Origin of the sequence: Pseudoalteromonas sp. SCQQ13, assembly GCF_015864415.1 — a bacterium.
GTDB classification, from domain to species: Bacteria; Pseudomonadota; Gammaproteobacteria; order Enterobacterales; family Alteromonadaceae; genus Pseudoalteromonas; species Pseudoalteromonas nigrifaciens.
Genome location: NZ_JADYXG010000007.1, coordinates 98184 through 115634 on the forward strand (window position 1 = coordinate 98184; position 17451 = coordinate 115634).

General features: G+C 39.9%; 17 protein-coding genes and 1 riboswitch. Of the genes, 7 read left to right on the forward strand and 10 right to left on the reverse strand.

From position 1 onward, the window contains the following. Nucleotides 1–95 precede the first annotated feature (95 nt). Nucleotides 96–269 carry a DUF6435 family protein gene (locus I6F41_RS07615; protein WP_182683256.1) on the forward strand — a complete coding sequence of 58 codons (174 nt, stop codon included), beginning with the start codon at nucleotides 96–98 and terminating at the stop codon, nucleotides 267–269. Nucleotides 270–297: 28 nt separating this feature from the next. Here the strand turns inward: I6F41_RS07615 and I6F41_RS07620 are convergent, their stop codons facing one another. The 5 genes from I6F41_RS07620 to I6F41_RS07640 form a co-directional block, all read right to left on the reverse strand. Further along, nucleotides 298–891: a DUF2238 domain-containing protein gene (locus tag I6F41_RS07620; protein WP_182683338.1), complete on the reverse strand. Its 594-nt coding sequence runs from the start codon at nucleotides 889–891 to the stop codon at nucleotides 298–300. A gap of 42 nt (nucleotides 892–933) precedes the next feature. After that, nucleotides 934–1725 carry an SDR family oxidoreductase gene (locus I6F41_RS07625; RefSeq protein ID WP_089368159.1) on the reverse strand — a complete coding sequence of 264 codons (792 nt, stop codon included), beginning with the start codon at nucleotides 1723–1725 and terminating at the stop codon, nucleotides 934–936. Between the two features lie 51 nt (nucleotides 1726–1776). Continuing rightward, nucleotides 1777–2280: an Mpo1 family 2-hydroxy fatty acid dioxygenase gene (locus I6F41_RS07630; protein WP_182683255.1), complete on the reverse strand. Its 504-nt coding sequence runs from the start codon at nucleotides 2278–2280 to the stop codon at nucleotides 1777–1779. Between the two features lie 87 nt (nucleotides 2281–2367). Beyond that, complete coding sequence (locus I6F41_RS07635) at nucleotides 2368–2775, reverse strand: hypothetical protein (protein WP_086994199.1); 408 nt, start codon at nucleotides 2773–2775, stop codon at nucleotides 2368–2370. 228 nt (nucleotides 2776–3003) lie between these two features. After that, a complete protein-coding gene (locus tag I6F41_RS07640) occupies nucleotides 3004–3957 on the reverse strand; it encodes a LysR substrate-binding domain-containing protein (protein ID WP_089368156.1) in 954 nt (317 codons plus the stop codon). A 108-nt stretch (nucleotides 3958–4065) separates the two neighbouring features. On the opposite strand from I6F41_RS07640, the gene I6F41_RS07645 reads away from it, so the two are divergent. Next, nucleotides 4066–5013 carry a sodium-dependent bicarbonate transport family permease gene (locus I6F41_RS07645; RefSeq protein ID WP_011327943.1) on the forward strand — a complete coding sequence of 316 codons (948 nt, stop codon included), beginning with the start codon at nucleotides 4066–4068 and terminating at the stop codon, nucleotides 5011–5013. Between the two features lie 423 nt (nucleotides 5014–5436). Further along, complete coding sequence (locus I6F41_RS07650; protein WP_011327942.1) at nucleotides 5437–6606, forward strand: MFS transporter; 1170 nt, start codon at nucleotides 5437–5439, stop codon at nucleotides 6604–6606. Between the two features lie 131 nt (nucleotides 6607–6737). Here I6F41_RS07650 and I6F41_RS07655 read toward each other — a convergent pair whose 3' ends face one another. Further along, nucleotides 6738–7145 (reverse strand): hypothetical protein, encoded by a 408-nt coding sequence (locus I6F41_RS07655; RefSeq protein WP_011327941.1) that lies wholly within the window; start codon nucleotides 7143–7145, stop codon nucleotides 6738–6740. A gap of 343 nt (nucleotides 7146–7488) precedes the next feature. Here I6F41_RS07655 and sbcB point away from each other — a divergent pair, with 343 nt between their 5' ends. Then, nucleotides 7489–8934, forward strand: a complete 1446-nt coding sequence (gene sbcB, locus I6F41_RS07660; protein ID WP_011327938.1) for an exodeoxyribonuclease I — start codon at nucleotides 7489–7491, stop codon at nucleotides 8932–8934. Nucleotides 8935–9161: 227 nt separating this feature from the next. Here sbcB and I6F41_RS07665 read toward each other — a convergent pair whose 3' ends face one another. After that, nucleotides 9162–10043: an NAD(P)-dependent oxidoreductase gene (locus I6F41_RS07665; RefSeq protein ID WP_182683253.1), complete on the reverse strand. Its 882-nt coding sequence runs from the start codon at nucleotides 10041–10043 to the stop codon at nucleotides 9162–9164. 118 nt (nucleotides 10044–10161) lie between these two features. Here I6F41_RS07665 and I6F41_RS07670 point away from each other — a divergent pair, with 118 nt between their 5' ends. Continuing rightward, the gene (locus tag I6F41_RS07670; RefSeq protein ID WP_089368115.1) at nucleotides 10162–10656 is read left to right on the forward strand and encodes a glutathione peroxidase; all 495 of its coding nucleotides are present in this window, start codon (nucleotides 10162–10164) and stop codon (nucleotides 10654–10656) included. 52 nt (nucleotides 10657–10708) lie between these two features. Here the strand turns inward: I6F41_RS07670 and I6F41_RS07675 are convergent, their stop codons facing one another. Further along, a complete protein-coding gene (locus I6F41_RS07675) occupies nucleotides 10709–12034 on the reverse strand; it encodes a sodium-dependent transporter (RefSeq protein ID WP_011327935.1) in 1326 nt (441 codons plus the stop codon). A gap of 173 nt (nucleotides 12035–12207) precedes the next feature. Between I6F41_RS07675 and I6F41_RS07680 the strand changes: the two genes are divergently transcribed. Further along, nucleotides 12208–12951, forward strand: coding sequence for a 4'-phosphopantetheinyl transferase family protein (locus tag I6F41_RS07680; protein WP_182683252.1), 744 nt, complete (start codon nucleotides 12208–12210; stop codon nucleotides 12949–12951). On the opposite strand, the gene lysC is transcribed toward I6F41_RS07680, so the two are convergent. Both lysC and nhaD read right to left on the reverse strand, forming a co-directional pair. Beyond that, nucleotides 12928–14319, reverse strand: coding sequence for a lysine-sensitive aspartokinase 3 (lysC, locus tag I6F41_RS07685; protein WP_182683251.1), 1392 nt, complete (start codon nucleotides 14317–14319; stop codon nucleotides 12928–12930). The genes I6F41_RS07680 and lysC overlap by 24 nt on opposite strands. A gap of 75 nt (nucleotides 14320–14394) precedes the next feature. After that, nucleotides 14395–14567: riboswitch (Lysine riboswitch) on the reverse strand. 132 nt (nucleotides 14568–14699) lie between these two features. After that, nucleotides 14700–15947, reverse strand: a complete 1248-nt coding sequence (gene nhaD / locus I6F41_RS07690) for a sodium:proton antiporter NhaD (protein WP_089368114.1) — start codon at nucleotides 15945–15947, stop codon at nucleotides 14700–14702. A gap of 231 nt (nucleotides 15948–16178) precedes the next feature. On the opposite strand from nhaD, the gene I6F41_RS07695 reads away from it, so the two are divergent. Next, on the forward strand, nucleotides 16179–17450 hold the full coding sequence (locus tag I6F41_RS07695; protein ID WP_182677127.1) for a hypothetical protein: 1272 nt from the start codon (nucleotides 16179–16181) through the stop codon (nucleotides 17448–17450). Nucleotide 17451 lies beyond the last annotated feature (1 nt).

The following is a 17451-nucleotide window of genomic DNA, read 5'->3' on the forward strand; positions in this document are numbered from 1 at the left end:
CAGGACTAATTTATACTTTAATAATCGATTTTCCACGCGGCATCGTATGTATACTCAATCAAGCAAATACATTAAAAGTAATTAAGAGAGTAAGCATGTTTTCGATATTTAAATCAGATCCAAGCAAAAAACTACGCAAAGAGTACGACGCAAAATTAGAGCAAGGCATGCAGGCACAGCGTAAAGGCGATATTAAAAGCTACGCTATGTTAAGCGCCGAGGCCGAAAAAATTTGGAGTGAAATAGAAAAAATAAACGCTAAAAAGTAATATACTTCTTAGCGTTGAAGAAAGATTATTACAAATCGTTTTTAGGCTGTTTTAGCTGCTTGTCGTGTACTTTAGAAAGTACTAACAGCGAGCAAATAGCACCTAATAGTGCTAATCCCATATCTGATTGGGTATCCCAAATATAACCTTGGGTGCCTAAAAACGCTTCGGCATTTTCGCCGCTCAACAATGCCACCCACCACTCTAGTAGCTCATAAAAAGCACTAAAGGCTAAGCATATCGAAATAATAAACGTAATGAGCCACCCTTTGCCATTAACTGCATTTTTACGCAGTAAAATTTCGCGTGCTAATAATGCAGGTACAAAGCCCTGAAAAAAATGCCCTACTTTGTCGTAGTTATTTCGCCCACTGCCAAATAAATTATCGAATAGCGGTACTTCAGCATAGGTGTAATGGCCGCCTACCATCAACACAATACAATGCGCTAAAATAAACCAATATAAAATAGGGGTTAACTTAAATTGTTTATAGGTGCCAAGCATAATTACCACACCAATAATGGCTGGTAGCACTTCTAAAAACCAAGTAAATTGATCTTTTGGGTTTATGCCCGACCAGATCAGCACGCTAAAAAATAATCCGAGCCATATATACTTTATTATCATTTTTATACTCAACTATAGCTTTCTTGAATTTTGGTATTATTTAAAGTTAACTTTAGCTGTTAAACGGTTAAATAAACGCGGAAAAAAGCGTTTAATGGTAGGAGCCCAACCACTTAAGCCTTGGCCAACAATCACTTCATCTTTTTTGCTATTAATAGCGTTAATCATTTTTGATGCGGCTACTTTAACATCCATGCCATTTTCTATAGCTTGCTCAGATTTATTTTGTGCAACACCTTGCGGGTTTAATGAGTTGTGCGCAATCGCGGTTTTTATAAAACCTGGGCAAATTGTTAAACAATGAATGTTATGCTCTTTTACTTCTGCGCGCAGGCAATCCATAAACCCCACCACAGCAAATTTAGTGCCTGAGTAACCGGTTCTTAGTTTAGAGCCTACCTTTCCTGCCACACTACTTATAGCTACAACCGAGCCACTTTTTCTTGCAACCATAGAGGGCAGTACCGCTTTAGTTAATGCCACTAAACCAAAATAGTTAACCTCCATTAATTGGCGGTACACTTTAAAGTCGTTTTCTAAAAATAAGCTACGCTGCGATATGCCACCGTTATTAATTAAAATATCGATTGCGGGCAACTCATTTATTGCCGCGGTAACTTTACTTAATACTTCTTCGGGCTTTGCTAAATCGAGTGGCAATATTAAATGCCCTTCTCCTTTTAGTTCAGCCTTAAGCGCTGTCAGTTTTTCAACATTACGCGCCGATAAAATAACGCTAGCACCTAGCTCTGCAAACTGTATTGCCAGCTCCTTACCTATGCCCGATGACGCACCGGTGATCCACACTGTTTTATTATTATAATTCATACTTTGTTACCGTATTTTTATGCTTTAGTTACAGCAGGTTAGTTATTGTTTTTATGGCTTAGTTGGGCCGGCAATATCGGTTACTTGCTGCTCTAGCTTTTTATAGCAGCCCAACATAAATAATAGCTCTGCAGTTACATACAAAGGGCCAATAATAAGCCCCGATATATCATCTATAAACGCGGGTTTTTTACCTTCAAAATAATGGCCAGCAAACTGTAAAATCCAACCAAACACAAACAGCCCTACACTAATCGTTAACCAAGGCGTAAATGCCATGGCTACAATAGGTTGCGCACCCACAAGTAATATAGTTAATAGCACAGCCATAATAAGACCCAACGACACACTCAACATTAAATAATACACAACTGATACAAATACAATAAGTTGTCCGCCATCTATAACAAGGCCTCCCAACGGGATCTGAATGCGCGCCAATAAGCACAATACGGCAAATACAATGAGCGGAATGCCTAACAGGTGGGTGAGTACATTGCGTTTTGAGCGGTGATAAAGCCCGTAGTTACCTAGTTGCTGCTGCAGGGTTTTCATTAGTAATCCTTGTTTATTTTTGTTATAAGTTTTTACCTTAGCAAAAGTAAGCACAATAACAATGTAAACTATTCAATATTATGTAAATTAAATAAGTGCAAAAATTATTTTTCCCGGCTCATGCTGAGGTTTCATATCCATTCGATCGCGCCCTTGTTGGTATTCTTGCTCAAGCATTTTTTCAAGTTCGTTAATTTTATCTGCAATTACATCAAGATCAGCGCCTTGCGCTTGTAACTCTTTAGTCAGCTCCTCTATTGCCGCTTTTAGCTCGTCTATTTTGTCTTTATTTACACCTAAACGCTGATAAACAAGCGCTTCTTGAGCTTTTTCTAAAAATGATTGCTCTTTAGGGGCTGAGTTTATGCCTTTAACATCACCTGCTTTTTCATCAATGGGGGGATTGATTGCCGCAACTTCGCTTGGGCTTGCCGCTTTAGTTACACTAGAGGAGTTATAGTTACTGTATTGATTTTTAAACGTTATTGTTGTCATTAGCTCAAATCCATTGTTGCGTTACAAGCTATGCAGCAATTTTAGTTCCAACTAAGTAAAAAAGCCCTAACAAAATCTAAACTTAAACCTTACTTAGCTTTATTTAAAATAAAAGCAAAATAATAAATAGTTAGAGCTAAGTATTATGGGTGTTTTTATAACCATGTATTGATAGCAATATAACTATTATAAGTAGTTATATTGCAACATAACGACTGCTTATTTAATTTAAGTTTTAGGTTCTAAATGTAATCTATGGAGTTCATTACGCACCCATTTTGTATCGAGGTAATGCTCTAAATTAGCTTGGGCAAACTTTAAAAAGCTGCGCGCTGCGTGCGAAATGTGTCTGTCGGTACGCATTACAAAGTACCATTGGCTGGCTATATCGGTGTCGATCACATGCAGTTTTGTATAGCTATTATCACCTTTTGGTAAAACATGATGCGACAGCAAGCTAATACCCATACCCGACGACACTGCAACCCGTATGGCTTCGTTACTCGCCATTTTAACGCCGTCGCTAAGTACTAAGCCCCTACTTTGTAGCTCACTTTCAAATAGCATACGTGTGGCAGAACCATTTTCACGCAGTAAAAATCGATATGGCATTAAGTCCGCCAACGTTACGTTTTTTTTATTCAATAGAGGATGATTATTAGGCACTATAAATTCTAATGGATTATGTAAAAACCGAGCAGCTTGGGCTTGCTCTAACGATGGTGGGTGGCTAAAAACGTAAATGTCGTCTTCTCCACGCTCAAAGCGAGCTAATACCTCTTCGCGATTGCCAATTTCAAGCGGTAACTCTACATGCGGATGCAAATTACTATAAGGGCCGAGTAATTTAGGTAAAATATATTGCGCCGTATTTACCATGGCAATTTTACATCGGCCTCGCTCGCCTCCACGTAATTCGGCTAAAAAATCTTGGTAATCTTCAAAATGAGCAAACACCTGCTTGCAGGTTCTAAATAGCTCAAGGCCAGCCTCGGTTACCTGTAACTTTTGCTGTTGCATAGTTATTAGTGGCTCTCCTATTTCTTCTTGTAAGCGCTTTATTTGAAGTGAAACAGTAGGTTGCGTTAAATAAAGCTGCCTTGCTGTTTCACTTAACGAGCGGGTTTTTACTACACTCATAAATACTTCTAGTAATCTAAACGATATATGCCTTAAATCCATACCCACCTCATAGATAGTTATCTATATATAACTACTGTTCATTTTATTATTTACTATACAAAGTTTTCTCTACAATAGCGCCACTTAATTTTATAGCTAGGAAACACCGTGCCCGATATTGTTGTTATGTTTTTTATATTAGGTTTAATCGCCGGACTTATACACTCTGATCTTGCTATACCCAAAGCCACTTACGAAACCCTAAGCTTACTGCTAATGCTTACTATTGGTTTAAAAGGCGGTATGGTTTTACACGGTAATTTAAATTGGCAGCTACTCCCTGAAATGGGGGCCATTATGCTGCTTGGGGGGCTTATTCCTTTAATGCTGTACCCTATTTTAAAGTACGTTATTACACTTTCTCATGCTAATAGTGCCAGTATTGCGGCGCATTATGGCTCTGTTAGTGCGGGTACATTTGCTGTTGCGCTTGCCTACGCAGAGTCGTCTAGTTTGGTTGTAGGCGCTGAAGTAACTTTGTATTTAGTGATGCTAGAGCTGCCGGCCATTATTGTTGGCCTGCTAATATATAGAAAATTTAATAAAGAAAGTGCGCCAGCTAAAAAGCTGTCTTTAAAAGCGGTTTGGCACGAAGCGCTAACCAATAAAAGCGTTATTTTACTCGTTGGCGGTGTAATTATTGGCATAATGTATGGCACGCAACAAGGTAGCCAAGTTACCAGCTTATTAACTAACGGCTTTAAGGTTGTACTGGCATTATTTTTACTTGAAATGGGTTTAACCGCAGCGCAAACTTTGCGCCCTGTGCCTTGGCATCATTGGAAGTTAGCTTTATTTGCTATTATTACCCCTTTATTTTTGGGCACGCTTGGCGTAGCAGTCGGTACACTTTTACACCTGGAAATGGGTTCAATTGTAGTTTTAGGGAGCCTAGTTGCCAGTGCCTCATACATTGCAGCGCCTGCAGCCATAAAAGCCGCTATTCCAGAAGCGAATATTGGCCTTGCTATGCTGTGCTCTTTAGGTATTACCTTTCCGTTTAATGTTTTAATAGGTATTGGTTTGTATCATCAATTAGCGCTGCTAATGCAGTAATCAAACGTTTAGTTTTAACTCAGCTGCATAAATTAAAACCGCTCGTTTACAACACATAAAAGTAATCGTTTTAAAGGCTGTTACTTTTATTTGTTGTGCCGCAACTGTTTATAACTTAAAAACACTTACTAATGGTTTGCTCAATAGCTTAAACTTATTGCTCTTATCGCATTAAACCAAGCAAATAAAATAACAAAAACCATACAATTTTAATACGTTTAAAACACAAACACGTCGCAATTGTGCGCTTATTTTACGTAATTGTGCACTTAAAAATTTATTTTCATTGATTAATAAAAAATCACTTTACTTCCTTTCAAAAGAGTCCTACATTCGCCGCAAAATCAACCAACATTAAATAATCGCCCTAAAACATAGTCGGTAAACAGCGTTTATTTATGACCTTAAAATCGGATAATTCTAATGATAGAATTCGTTGCTACTAGCAAGTCAAATAACCCGTTAGCACCTGTTATCGGTTTGTCTTTTTTTGCTATAGCTTCTGGCTTTTTAATGAGCCTGATCCCGCTATCGCTATCGGCATTTAAACTCGATGTAGATCTTGCCCCATGGCTAGCGAGTGTATTTTATTTTGGCTTACTTATTGGCGCTACATGCATTGAACGCATAGTAGTAAAAATAGGCCACAGGTTTGCTTTTATTTTATTTCTTAGTTTATTAATTTTAAGTGTTCTTGCTCAGCTAGTTATGCCTAAAGCTGGGGTTTGGTTAATGGCGCGTTTTGTTGCCGGTATGGCCGTTGCAGGTGTATTTGTGGTGGTTGAATCGTGGTTATTAATGACCAACACGCCTAAAGCTCGTGCTAAACGTTTAGGCCTTTACATGACCTCGCTTTATGGCGGCAGCGCAGTAGGCCAACTTGCTATAGCACCGCTAGGCACGGTAGGCGCTGTGCCCTACTTATTTGTAGTTGGTTTATTATTGCTAGCAATTTTAGCACCGCTATTAATTACATCAGGCCAACCAGATAGCCAAGAGCTACAAAAACTGCCATTAAAAGAAATTAAAACCCTTAGCCGTCCAGCAATATTAGGTTGCTTAGCGTCGGGGCTATTACTGGGGCCAATTTACGGATTAATGCCTGTATATATCGCAGCACAAAGCGAGCAAGCTCAATACACAGGTTTGCTAATGGCAATTATTATTCTTGGCGGCATGTTAGTACAGCCACTTGTAAGTTACTTATCTACTCGTATGGGTAAAAACTTACTCATGGCAATGTTTTGCTTTTTAGGTGCAGCAAGTGTGTTAGGTATATTGCAAGCAACCAGCTTTAGCGGCTTAGTTGTTAGCTATTTAGTGTTAGGGGCAGCAAGCTTTGCACTTTATCCTATTGCCATTACGCTCGCCTGCGACTCTTTGCCTATGGCTAAAATTGTATCAGCAACCGAAATCATGCTTTTAAGCTACAGCCTAGGCTCTGTGCTAGGCCCAATGCTTGCAGCTAACTTCTCTGATGCAAGCGATGGTATTTTACTTTATTTAGGTGGCTGCTTAGCCACCACCTGTATTTACATGCTAATTAAAAGCATGAAAGACATTCCAACAGGCAGTACACCCGTTGCAGGCTAAGCTAGCAACCACATAAATTAGTAATACAAAAATGCCGCTCAGTAAAATGAGCGGCATTTTTTGTTGTTCACAATTAATAATAATACTTTATAAAGGCATCGCCCTTTTTAATCTTTGCTATTTAATGCTTCTTATAAAGATAGCTCTTGTTTAGCGCGCGTTAAGTTATGTGATACAAGTGCGTTTTTATTAAGCTGCACTGCCTCGTATAAATCAGCGATTGCAGCAGTCTCGTTATTTGCTTTTAAACGTGCAACACCACGGTTACTTAACGCGTACGATGTAAGCTGGCGTAGTTTAAATTTAGAGCCTTGTGCATTATTTAATAGTGCAATTGCTTGTGTACACACGGCTTCAGCTTCAGCGTAATTTTTTGACTTAACGTTAAGCGCACAGCTGTTAAACGATTGCTCCAACTGCTGTGGTGCAGTTGCGGTTTCAATAACCATTAATTTGTAATCACTTTGCTCAGCCATTGCAGCAGCTGAACATGTAAGTAGTGAGCTAAGAGCGATAGTTTTGATAAGTGTTAATTTCATGGTCATAGTCCTATTAGTTAAGTCGTGCTTGTTGCCGACAACTGAACTTTAGAGAATTAACACAAAATCGACAAACGATTAAAATAAACTCGATAGGTGAATAAAACTAACCTATAGACTTTAGTCTAGTGATGATTCATTAATTTACTCTCATATAATTTATCTAGTTGTCGTAGCCCCTCTACTTACTTTTTGCTTCACTTATGCTTAAAAAGCAAGCACATCATTTTTCACCCAAAACTATAAACTCCCCCGCCCATATGCCATAATCTAAATAATTCATAATTTTAGTAACTTGGCGCTATTTTTGGCGCTTTAAAGTTAACTACTCAAGGTTTTACGCATGGCATATCAAGAGCAAAATCAAGCAACAATCTATTGGCACGACTACGAGACTTGGGGGGCTAGTCCGCAAAAGGATAAGCCGAGCCAGTTTGCGGGTGTTCGTACTGATCTTGATTTGAATATTATTGGTGAGCCGCTTATTGAATACTGTAAACCGCAGGCGGATTACTTGCCGCATCCTGAGGCGTGTTTAATTACCGGTATTACGCCACAAGTGGCGATGAAAAAAGGCTTGGTTGAGGCTGAATTTATAGCAAAAATTCATGCACAATTTAGTGTGCCAAATACCTGTGTTGCCGGTTATAACAGTATTCGCTTTGATGACGAAGTAAGCCGTTATAGCTTTTATCGTAACTTTTACGACCCGTACGAGCGCGAATATAAAAACAACAATAGCCGCTGGGACATTATTGATTTAGTGCGTGCTTGTTATGCACTGCGCCCAGAGGGCATTGAATGGCCGTTAAAAGAAGACGGTAGCCCAAGCTTTAAGTTAGAGCATTTAACCGTTGCCAACGGTATTGAACACGCTGCGGCGCACGATGCACTAAGCGATGTAACCGCTACTATTGCACTGGCTAAACTAATAAAAGACAAGCAGCCAAAGCTGTATAACTTCTTTTTTAGTTTACGTGGTAAAAAAGCCTTGGCTGAGTTGGTTGATGTATTTAACATGACCCCGCTTGTACATACCAGCTCACGCATTCCAGCAACGCAAGGCTGTACTAGCTGGGTTGCACCTATGAGCTTTCATCCGGTAAATAAAAATGCCGTAATTTGTTTTGATTTAACCCAAAGCCCACAAGTACTTATTGATTTAAGTGTTGAGCAATTACGTAAACGTTTATATACCAAGCGTATTGATTTAGCTGAAGACGAATTACCCGTAGGGTTAAAACTAGTGCATTTAAACAAGTGCCCTATTTTAGCACCTGCTAAAACGTTATTACCTGAAAATGCAGCGCGTTTAGGCATTGACCGCGAGCAATGTTTAAAAAACTTGGCGGTGTTAAAAGCCAATAGCGAGTTGCGCGATAAAGTAACTGAGGTGTTTAACGAACAAGGCGATTACAGCGCCACAACTAACGTTGACTATTTACTTTACGATGGGTTTACTAGCCATGCTGATAAAGCTAAATTTGCGATTATTCGCGATGCAAAACCCGAAGACTTAGCCGATTTAAAACTCGATTTTGAAAATAAAAAGTTTAATACTTTATTGTTTAGATACCGCGCTCGTAACTGGCCGCAAACGCTTAACCAGCAAGAGCTGGATCAATGGCGTCAGTATTGTCAAAACAAGTTAATGCACGGGGAAGATCAACCCTCAATTAACGCTCAAGACTTTATGATCACACTTGAAAATTTAGCCCATGAGCACGACGACAGTGAAAAAAACCTAACCATTTTAAAAGCCTTATATAACTACGCACAAAGCATGTAGCTTGCTTTAAGTTTATTGGTACAAGGCATACAAAAACGCGACGCTTTATAACTAAAGCGTCGCGTTTTTTGTTTTAAGTAAATGAGAAGACATAAAACCAACAATGATCTTTTTAGATCTATCACTTCCTCTAAAAGCGCAGCGCCTCTTAACCTCTTGGTGAATAAATCACTTTACGGGCTTTGCACGCAAGCTTGGCGTCTACAACGACATACTCAAGGTAAACGTTATTTTTTATGCTGTGCTTCAATGCGTGCAAGTAAGCTTGATGTATCGTAGCGGCCACCGCCTAATGCTTGCACGTCGGCGTAGTACCCATCTACTGTGGCTGTCATTGCTAGCGTTGCGCCGTTATTTTTAGCCTCATTAAGCGCTATGCCTAAGTCTTTACGCATCCAATCAACTGCAAAACCAAAGTCGTATTCCCCTGCCCACATGGTTTTGTAACGGTTTTCCATTTGCCACGAACCGGCTGCGCCTTTAGAAATAGTTTCTATTACTTTTTCACCATCAAGCCCTGCTTGCTTTGCAAAATGTAAGCCTTCGGCTAAGCCCTGTACTGCACCCGCAATACAAATTTGATTAACCATTTTACATAATTGCCCTGAGCCTACGCCACCTAACAATTGGCTAAAACGACTAAATGCCGTCATAACAGGCTGCACTTTGGCAAATACAGCTTCGCTGCCACCAGCCATTACTGTAAGCACGCCATTTTCGGCGCCAGCTTGGCCACCCGATACTGGCGCGTCAATAAAGTCGACTTTTAATAACGCTGCTTTTGCTGCCACTTCGCGTGCCACAGTTGCTGAAGTAGTAGTATGATCGACCAAAATACTGCCCGCTTTAATACCGGCTAACACCCCATTTTCGCCATATACTACCGAGCGTAAATCGTCGTCGTTACCCACACACATAAATACAATGTCGGCATCGTTTACAGCTTCGCGTGGAGAGGCTGCAAAGCTGCCGCTAAATTCGTTAGCCCACTTTTGAGCTTTAGCTTGAGTACGGTTATAAACGCACACACTGTGCCCTGCTTTTGCTAAATGCCCCGCCATTGGGTAACCCATTACGCCTAAACCTATAAATGCTACTTTCATTGACATAAAAATGACCTATTAAACTGATAACTTAAAAACCATGCCTGATTATGTCAATCGGTTGATAAAAAAGCGAATGAAGTCTTTATAAAGTTTATTTAATAGGAAATTAAGTAGGTGATCTATGGATAGTATTTATCAATTTAATGCAGAATGCTGTAACAAGGCGCTTTTTTCTTTTAAGCAGTTAAAAGGCAAAACGCTACTTATTGTAAATATTGCCAGTGAATGTCATTTTTCGGCGCAGTTAACCGCTTTAGAAAAACTGTATCAGCAGTATAAAAACAGTGGATTTACCATTTTAGCGTTTCCGTGCAATCAATTTGGCCAAAAGGAGCCGCTTGATAATTTAGCCATTAACAGCTTTTATCAAGCGCAATTTAATACCACATTTGAAATATTTGCCAAAGTAATGGTAAACGGCCCAGAAGCTCACCCCTTGTTTAATTACTTAAAGCTGCACACCAGAGGTATTTCGCAAGGACGAGTAATAAAGTGGAACTTCACTAAATTTTTAATTAATTCGCAAGGCCAACTTGTTTCTCGTTATGCGCCGCGCACCAAGCCAGAAACGTTAAAGCAGGCAATTGAAAATCAGTTATTGCTAACAGCTAGATAACAAAGCAAAACGAGAGCAAAAGCTCCCGTTTTTTTATAACGTGCAGTAATGCTTAACTACTAAATGCCACATTGGCAAATACCAAGGTCATTAATATTGGACAAACAAAACGTATGTACTGAGCAAACCAGTAATGCGCGCCGCTAGTTGCTTGGTGTAATTTGTTACCGCGCTGCCATAACCAGCCCACTGTAACAAAGTAAAACAGCCCCATTAACGGTAATTGGTACTGGGTAAATACCATAATAACCAAGCCAAATAACCAATCAAAATTAAGTATTATTAAGCTGGCAAACACTAGCACTACGCCACTAACCAGCCACGTAGCTTTAGTGCGATCAACGCCGTGGTTTTCGACTAAAAACGCCACCGGAATTTCGGTGGTTGATATAGTAGAAGTAACCGATGCTATCGACATTAATACAAAAAACAATAAACCAACCAATAAGCCAATATCGCCCATGGTGCTGAATAACGCTGGTAAAATGGCAAAAATAAGCTGCCCTTCGCCAATTAATTTACCGTTACTAAACACTTCTACGCCGTTGTGCTGCGCCACATAAATAGCAGGCACAATAAGTAAACCAGCTAAAAAGGCCACACTGGTATCGAGTAGTGCTACGCTGGCAGTCAGTTTTGGTAAGTTAGCACCGGGTTTTAAATACGAGCCGTAAATCATCATACAGCCCACACCTAGCGATAAGGAGAAAAAGGCTTGCCCCATAGCTGCAATAATTAAGTTAGGGTCGAGTATTTGGCTAAAATCAGGTATTAAATACGCTGCAAAGCCATCACTTGCACCATCTAGCGTTGCAATATAAATAATTAAACCAATTAGCAATACTAGTAGCACCGGCATTAAACGCCGTGACCAGGTTTCAATACCCGATTTAACCCCTTTTAAAATAATACTCGCGGTTAAAATAAGCATAAGTGGGGTAAACACAAAATTACGCAGCGCAGAGTCGCTGTGTAAAAATTCGCTAGCGCCGCTAAAGCCTAAAAATGTAGTTACGGGTTCAATAGCATACGACAGCATCCACCCCGCCACTATTGAATAAAAGCTAAGCATTACAATAGCGCCGCCAAGGCCAATATAACCTGCAGCCGCGCCTACTTTAGGGGCTTTATTTTGCCATGCTTGCCTAAGTGCTTTTACCGGATTAGCTTGGGCGTAATACCCTAAATACAGCTCGGTATATAAAGCCGGCAAAGCAAGTAAAAATATAACAATAAAGTAAACCAGTAAAAAAGCACCGCCACCATGATTAGCAGCCTGCGTAGGAAAACCCCATATATTACCTAAACCTACCGCTGCGCCAGCGGCGGCCAATACAAAACCAAGTCGACTTTGAAAACCATCACGCACTTGTGTCATACACCTACAAATCTGTTATTATTTTAGCTGTTGTGAATTAAACCATATTTCATCGCGCCTTAGTAATAAAAATGTACCTAGCGCGCACAACAACTAACAACCGCTCACTATATGTTCAGCTTATGCATACAAGCAGGTAATCGGTATTAAATTTATTATTATTTTGAGCGTTTATGAGTTCACTTTACTTTAAAAACACCCTGCAAATTAATCAGCCTTTTAGTAACAATAAAAGTCCTATTTTATTGTTTGACGCTAAAACGCTCGATATAAGCCAATATAATTTGCCTGATTATTTAAGCCCTTTTGAGCTGCAAATAATAAACCGCCGTAAAAGTGTCTCGGCCAAGCAAGAATATTTAGCCACGCGATTATTACTTAAGTATTTAGTTATAACCTCGCACCCTAATATGGCGGGCATTAAGCCGTGTAATATAAGTTCAGAGTTTAACCTACAAACAAGTAAATTAGCGCTACACATTAATAACAGCCACACCGTTATTAATACCTGTATATCGCATTCTAATGGTTTTGTTGGCGCTGCACTTAACCCTACAAAAGCCCAGTTTGGTTTCGATATTGAAAAAATAAGCACAAAGCGCCCATTTGAAAAGCTCGCAAAGCATTTTTATCATACCGATGAAATTGCGCTGATCACCAAGCCTGCCAATGCAGAGGATCAAGCTAAACACTTTTTTAGAATTTGGACCTTAAAAGAAGCGCTCGCTAAAGCCACCAGCCGCCCTATTGCCAAGTTGCTAAGCCCTAATGTGTTTACTGAGTTAACTTGCGCGCAGCTTAATGCCAGCAGTGCTGTGGTGGGTAAGTTTGATATAAGTGTAGTGAGTGAAAAAAGCACTGACTGGCAGTGCTCTCTTATTAATTTAGCTGTATTAGGCCGCGCAATCGCTCTCTAATAGTCGGCTATGAATAGCTTGCACTACGTTGTCGGATTCGCCTTGCTCGACCAAAAAGCACAAGTTATGCTTACTTGCACCGTGGCAAATTAGCCGTATATTAAAGTCACTTAATACCTGCATTAAGTTCATTTCATGCTGGCGTAACTGTATTTCTGAGCCAATAAGCGCCACTAAAGTTAAGTTATTTTCTACCGATACATGGCAAAACTCAGCAAGTTTATCTAAACACCCCTGATCAAGCTCTGGGCGCGATGCATTAGGCGCGTTATCAAGCGTTATTGCTACGCTAATTTCAGAGGTGGTCACTAAATCTACCGAAATATTAAACTCACTTAAAATAGTAAATACTCGTGCTAAAAAGCCACTAGCTAATAGCATTTCTGGGCTTTTAAGAGTAAGTAATATTTGGTTTTTGCGTTGTGTTACTGCGCGGATTCCTGGCAGTTGCGACTTTTCACGCTCAATCCAAGTACCACCACGCTCAGGTTCACGGCTCGACCCTACAAACACATTAATATGGCTGCGGCTGGCGGGTAAAATAGTTGCCGGATGCAATACTTTTGCACCAAAGGTAGCCATTTCGGCGGCTTCGTCAAAGCTGAGGCGTGCAATTGGCGTGGCTTTTACACATAAACGCGGGTCGGTACTAAAAATACCCACTACATCAGTCCAAATATGTACACTTTTGGCATGAATAGCCTCGGCCAATAATGCCGCGCTGTAGTCTGATCCACCGCGCCCTAAAGTGGTCGTTTGGCCGTGCTCGTCGCTGCCAATAAAGCCCTGTGTAACAATTACTTGATCGTCTAACAGCGGAATAAGTAATGCGCTTGCTGCTTGTGCAGTAGCTGCAACATTAGGAGTTGCTTTACCAAATTGACTGTCGGTTTTAAGCACTTGGCGCACGTCAAAGCGTATTGCATTTAAACCTTTTGAGCGCAGCACTTGGGTAAATAAATAAGTTGATAATCGCTCGCCAAAACTTAATAGCTCGTCATGTAGCGCTTTTGTTTGTAACGTTTGGCTGGCTAGTTTTTCAAATGCCGCTAACGTCTGGGCAAAGCCCTGCTCTAAATCGGTATCTAAACTCAATTCAGCTAAAATAGCCTGCTGAATCGCTAGCACACCGTTAATATGCGCTTGGCGCTCATCTTCGCTAAGGCTGCTATTGCACAGCTCAACTAAATGATTAGTGACTCCTGCGCTGGCGCTTAGTGCAACAATACGCACGCTTTTATCTGCTACTATTATTTTACTACTGTGATCCATAGCTGCAAAGTTAGCTACGCTGGTGCCGCCAAATTTAGCAACGGTATAATTTGATTTGTTGCCTAATAATACATGTGGCACTGATTGGGTTGTCATTTCGTCTCCTTTCACGGCATCCAAACCGTAATAAAACAAGAAGAACTTGGCAGCAAATATAAGGTAAGAAAATTCACTGCCAGAAGCTCTCCACCTATATTGGTGACAGTTTTGAGGATTCAGCCCCATAAACCGAAAAATAACGACGACGACGTGTTATTTTTCTCGGCGAGTACTTCCCTCTTTAATGCTCAACGGCGTTCGTCACCTCACATTAAATACCTAAGTATCGCACCTCTTCTGAATGTTGTATTAATGGCTATTTCAGCAATCACTAATAAAACAAAACCCCAGCAATATATTGAAAAGCTCAATACTTTACTGGGGCTTTGAAAGTTATCGTTTAGACATCTAGCTGTCAAGCACTTTAATAACTAATATTAAACAAAACCAGCCATTAAGTATGAGCCGGTATAGCCTACGGTGTAACAAATTAATAAATAAAACGACAAACGTAAGTAGTTCATAAAGGTCAGTTCTTTAACTTTACTCATGGCAATAATACCCGCCGCTGAGCCTATAATTAACATAGAGCCCCCTACGCCTGTGGCATAGGTAAACGACAGCCAATGCTGTTGTGTCATTACTATATCTGCTTTTAATAACGCGGCTGTAAGTGGTACGTTATCAACGCCTGCCGACAATATACCCATTAAATAGTTTGCGTATTCAGGTGCCATTATTGTGTACAGGTCGCTAAAGTGGCTTAACATACCAACTTCTTTTAGCGCTCCTACCAGTAATAATACACCTACAAAAAACAACAAGGTGTCGTATTCTATTTCACGAATGAAATCTATCATGTCTTTGTTTATGTCTTTTTTGCGCATTAAAAATTGCGCTACTAAAAACATCATAGACAAACCAAACAAAAAGGTAAGCAATGGCGGTACACTGTATAAAACACTCAGTGTTAAGGTAGCAATAACCGTAGATAAGAAGATAACTGCAATTGTAATATCGGTTTTTTCAATGCGTTTTTGCTTGGTTTTAGTAAAGTCGAGCTGGCCATTTAAGCCAATTGACAACAGTGCGGCTAACAGCATCACACTTACAAATGCTGGCCCAATTAACAATAACAAATTGCTAATAGTTACTTTGCCATCTAAAAATATCATTAACGTGGTTACATCGCCGGTAATTAACGACACACCACCGGAGTTAACCGCAAAGATAATCAGCGTGGCGTATCTAATTAGCTTTTTGGCTTCAAGTTTTAATGATAAAACCACCGCTAAAGATATAAGCGTAGCGGTTACGTTATCGGAAATAGAAGAGAATATAAATGCAAAAACACCAACCAAAAACATTAACTTACGTTCGCTAATTCGTTTTGGCATAATCCGGTTAACAATATTTTCGATAAACCCTTTTGAGTTTAAATAGGCAACAAAGGTCATTGCCGCCATTAAAAACAACCATAAGGAGGCAATTTCTAAAATATTATGATTAAGGAGTGATTGAATCGTATCAGGGCTTTGCCCATTAATAGGGAAGATAAAAGAGATAATCCAGCAGAGCGTACCAAAAAAAAGTGTCGTTTTAGCTTTGTTTACGTGGATTATATCCTCAATAACGATCAGCAAAAATGCAATCGCTATTAAAGTCAGGATAATAGAGGAAACCATGATAATTGAACAACCTTTGGAATAATGTAAAAATTGAACCTATGAAGAAAATAGAGCCGCACATTTCGTGTGCCTATTTTCGGTGCGGATGTTATCACTATGACCTGGTAAAAACTATTATTAAATCGTTGTAAAAACGAATACCATATAGCTATCAGCGCTATTAAAATTACGAATAACTAGCTTATTTAGCTACTTATTTAACAACATACTAGGATGTATAAACGCCTTATGATCCCAGCTAAAAAGCTATTAAATACCCTTAGCGAACATTGGGGGGTGCTAGAGCTATTATTTAAACGTTTTAAAATGGCCGACTTTAGTATTAAAGATTTGCAAAATGCCATTAAACAAAAACAACCTACATGGCATAACGAGCGTATTTATAAAGAAACTAATCGCTTGTTAAATCAAGATATTATAATTCCTTTAGCGAAATCTTCGCAGCTTGAAATAAACCGTGCCATTGCCGACTTTGCTACATTTTTACTGCAAGAAGAACATTTAGGTTTAGCACAAGAAATTAGCGTATTAGTAGAGGATTTAGCCCGCCTTGGCGATCGCTTAGCTAACGCGGGCGAAGTGGAAGACTTTGACGACTTACGCCGTTTTAGCCGTATTATGGATGATCGGGTGCGCAAAATAATGAAACTGTACGCACACAACGAAAACGCCATTTTAAATATTGTTGAGCAAGCTAAATCTAATAACGCGGTGCAATCGCTGCAAAAGCGTTATAAAGCGGTAATAGAAGCGTTTGACGAATACATAGAGCCAATGCTAGAAATGGTTGATATTCGAGGCGATTTTCATGCCTGCTTTAACCTTATAGAGCAGCAAATTAGTACGCAAATAGAGCATATTGAGCAATCGGGTAAAGCATATACCGACAAACGCATGCTAGAGCAATTACGTACCCGTATTCTCGAAATGCATTTAATCGGCCGCGAAAGCCTGCGTAAAAGTGCCGACATGCTAATGCCGCTGCGTGAAGAACTACGCCGTAATAACTTAATTACCCGCCAAGCTGCAAAAGTGCTTGGGCTAGTGCGTAAAAATGGCGTAGACAATATGCTAACTGCGGTGCAACCGCATTTTGTGAGCGACGCACAGCGTTACTCGCTGGGGCAACAACGCCATATAATTGCCTATATGGCAAGTTTGGTTGAGTTTGAGCATCAAGAATATCAATTGCCTGATCAGCAAGATGTACCGCCTTTTCAAACGCCAAATATTCCCGATTACAACGATGTTAAAAGCAGCTTTGCAAAACGCTTCAATACAAAACGTAAAAAGCCGCAACCATTGCTGCAATTTTTAGACGAAAGTTACCCCGATTTAGATGCCGAAGAAATGCTGTTTTTGTATCAAAAATTAGTAAGTGACAACGAGCTTGAAAAAAGCCAAAGCGATGAAAAAGCGCGCTTTAAAATTGCCGGTCAGTATTTTTCTCTTTATCCCTATAATTCACAGCCGCAAACACCTAGTAAGGCAGATGAGTAAT

Bases quoted from the DNA above. Each gene is read 5' to 3' on its own strand.
- sbcB (WP_011327938.1), top strand. From the start codon at position 7,489: ATGGCATATCAAGAGCAAAATCAAGCAACAATCTATTGGCACGACTAC.
- I6F41_RS07655 (WP_011327941.1), bottom strand. From the start codon at position 7,145: ATGAAATTAACACTTATCAAAACTATCGCTCTTAGCTCACTACTTACA.
- I6F41_RS07625 (WP_089368159.1), bottom strand. From the start codon at position 1,725: ATGAATTATAATAATAAAACAGTGTGGATCACCGGTGCGTCATCGGGC.
- nhaD (WP_089368114.1), bottom strand. From the start codon at position 15,947: ATGGTTTCCTCTATTATCCTGACTTTAATAGCGATTGCATTTTTGCTG.
- I6F41_RS07630 (WP_182683255.1), bottom strand. From the start codon at position 2,280: ATGAAAACCCTGCAGCAGCAACTAGGTAACTACGGGCTTTATCACCGC.
- I6F41_RS07640 (WP_089368156.1), bottom strand. From the start codon at position 3,957: ATGGATTTAAGGCATATATCGTTTAGATTACTAGAAGTATTTATGAGT.
- I6F41_RS07635 (WP_086994199.1), bottom strand. From the start codon at position 2,775: ATGACAACAATAACGTTTAAAAATCAATACAGTAACTATAACTCCTCT.
- lysC (WP_182683251.1), bottom strand. From the start codon at position 14,319: ATGACAACCCAATCAGTGCCACATGTATTATTAGGCAACAAATCAAAT.
- I6F41_RS07670 (WP_089368115.1), top strand. From the start codon at position 10,162: ATGGATAGTATTTATCAATTTAATGCAGAATGCTGTAACAAGGCGCTT.
- I6F41_RS07695 (WP_182677127.1), top strand. From the start codon at position 16,179: ATGATCCCAGCTAAAAAGCTATTAAATACCCTTAGCGAACATTGGGGG.
- I6F41_RS07680 (WP_182683252.1), top strand. From the start codon at position 12,208: ATGAGTTCACTTTACTTTAAAAACACCCTGCAAATTAATCAGCCTTTT.
- I6F41_RS07650 (WP_011327942.1), top strand. From the start codon at position 5,437: ATGATAGAATTCGTTGCTACTAGCAAGTCAAATAACCCGTTAGCACCT.
- I6F41_RS07615 (WP_182683256.1), top strand. From the start codon at position 96: ATGTTTTCGATATTTAAATCAGATCCAAGCAAAAAACTACGCAAAGAG.
- I6F41_RS07675 (WP_011327935.1), bottom strand. From the start codon at position 12,034: ATGACACAAGTGCGTGATGGTTTTCAAAGTCGACTTGGTTTTGTATTG.
- I6F41_RS07665 (WP_182683253.1), bottom strand. From the start codon at position 10,043: ATGTCAATGAAAGTAGCATTTATAGGTTTAGGCGTAATGGGTTACCCA.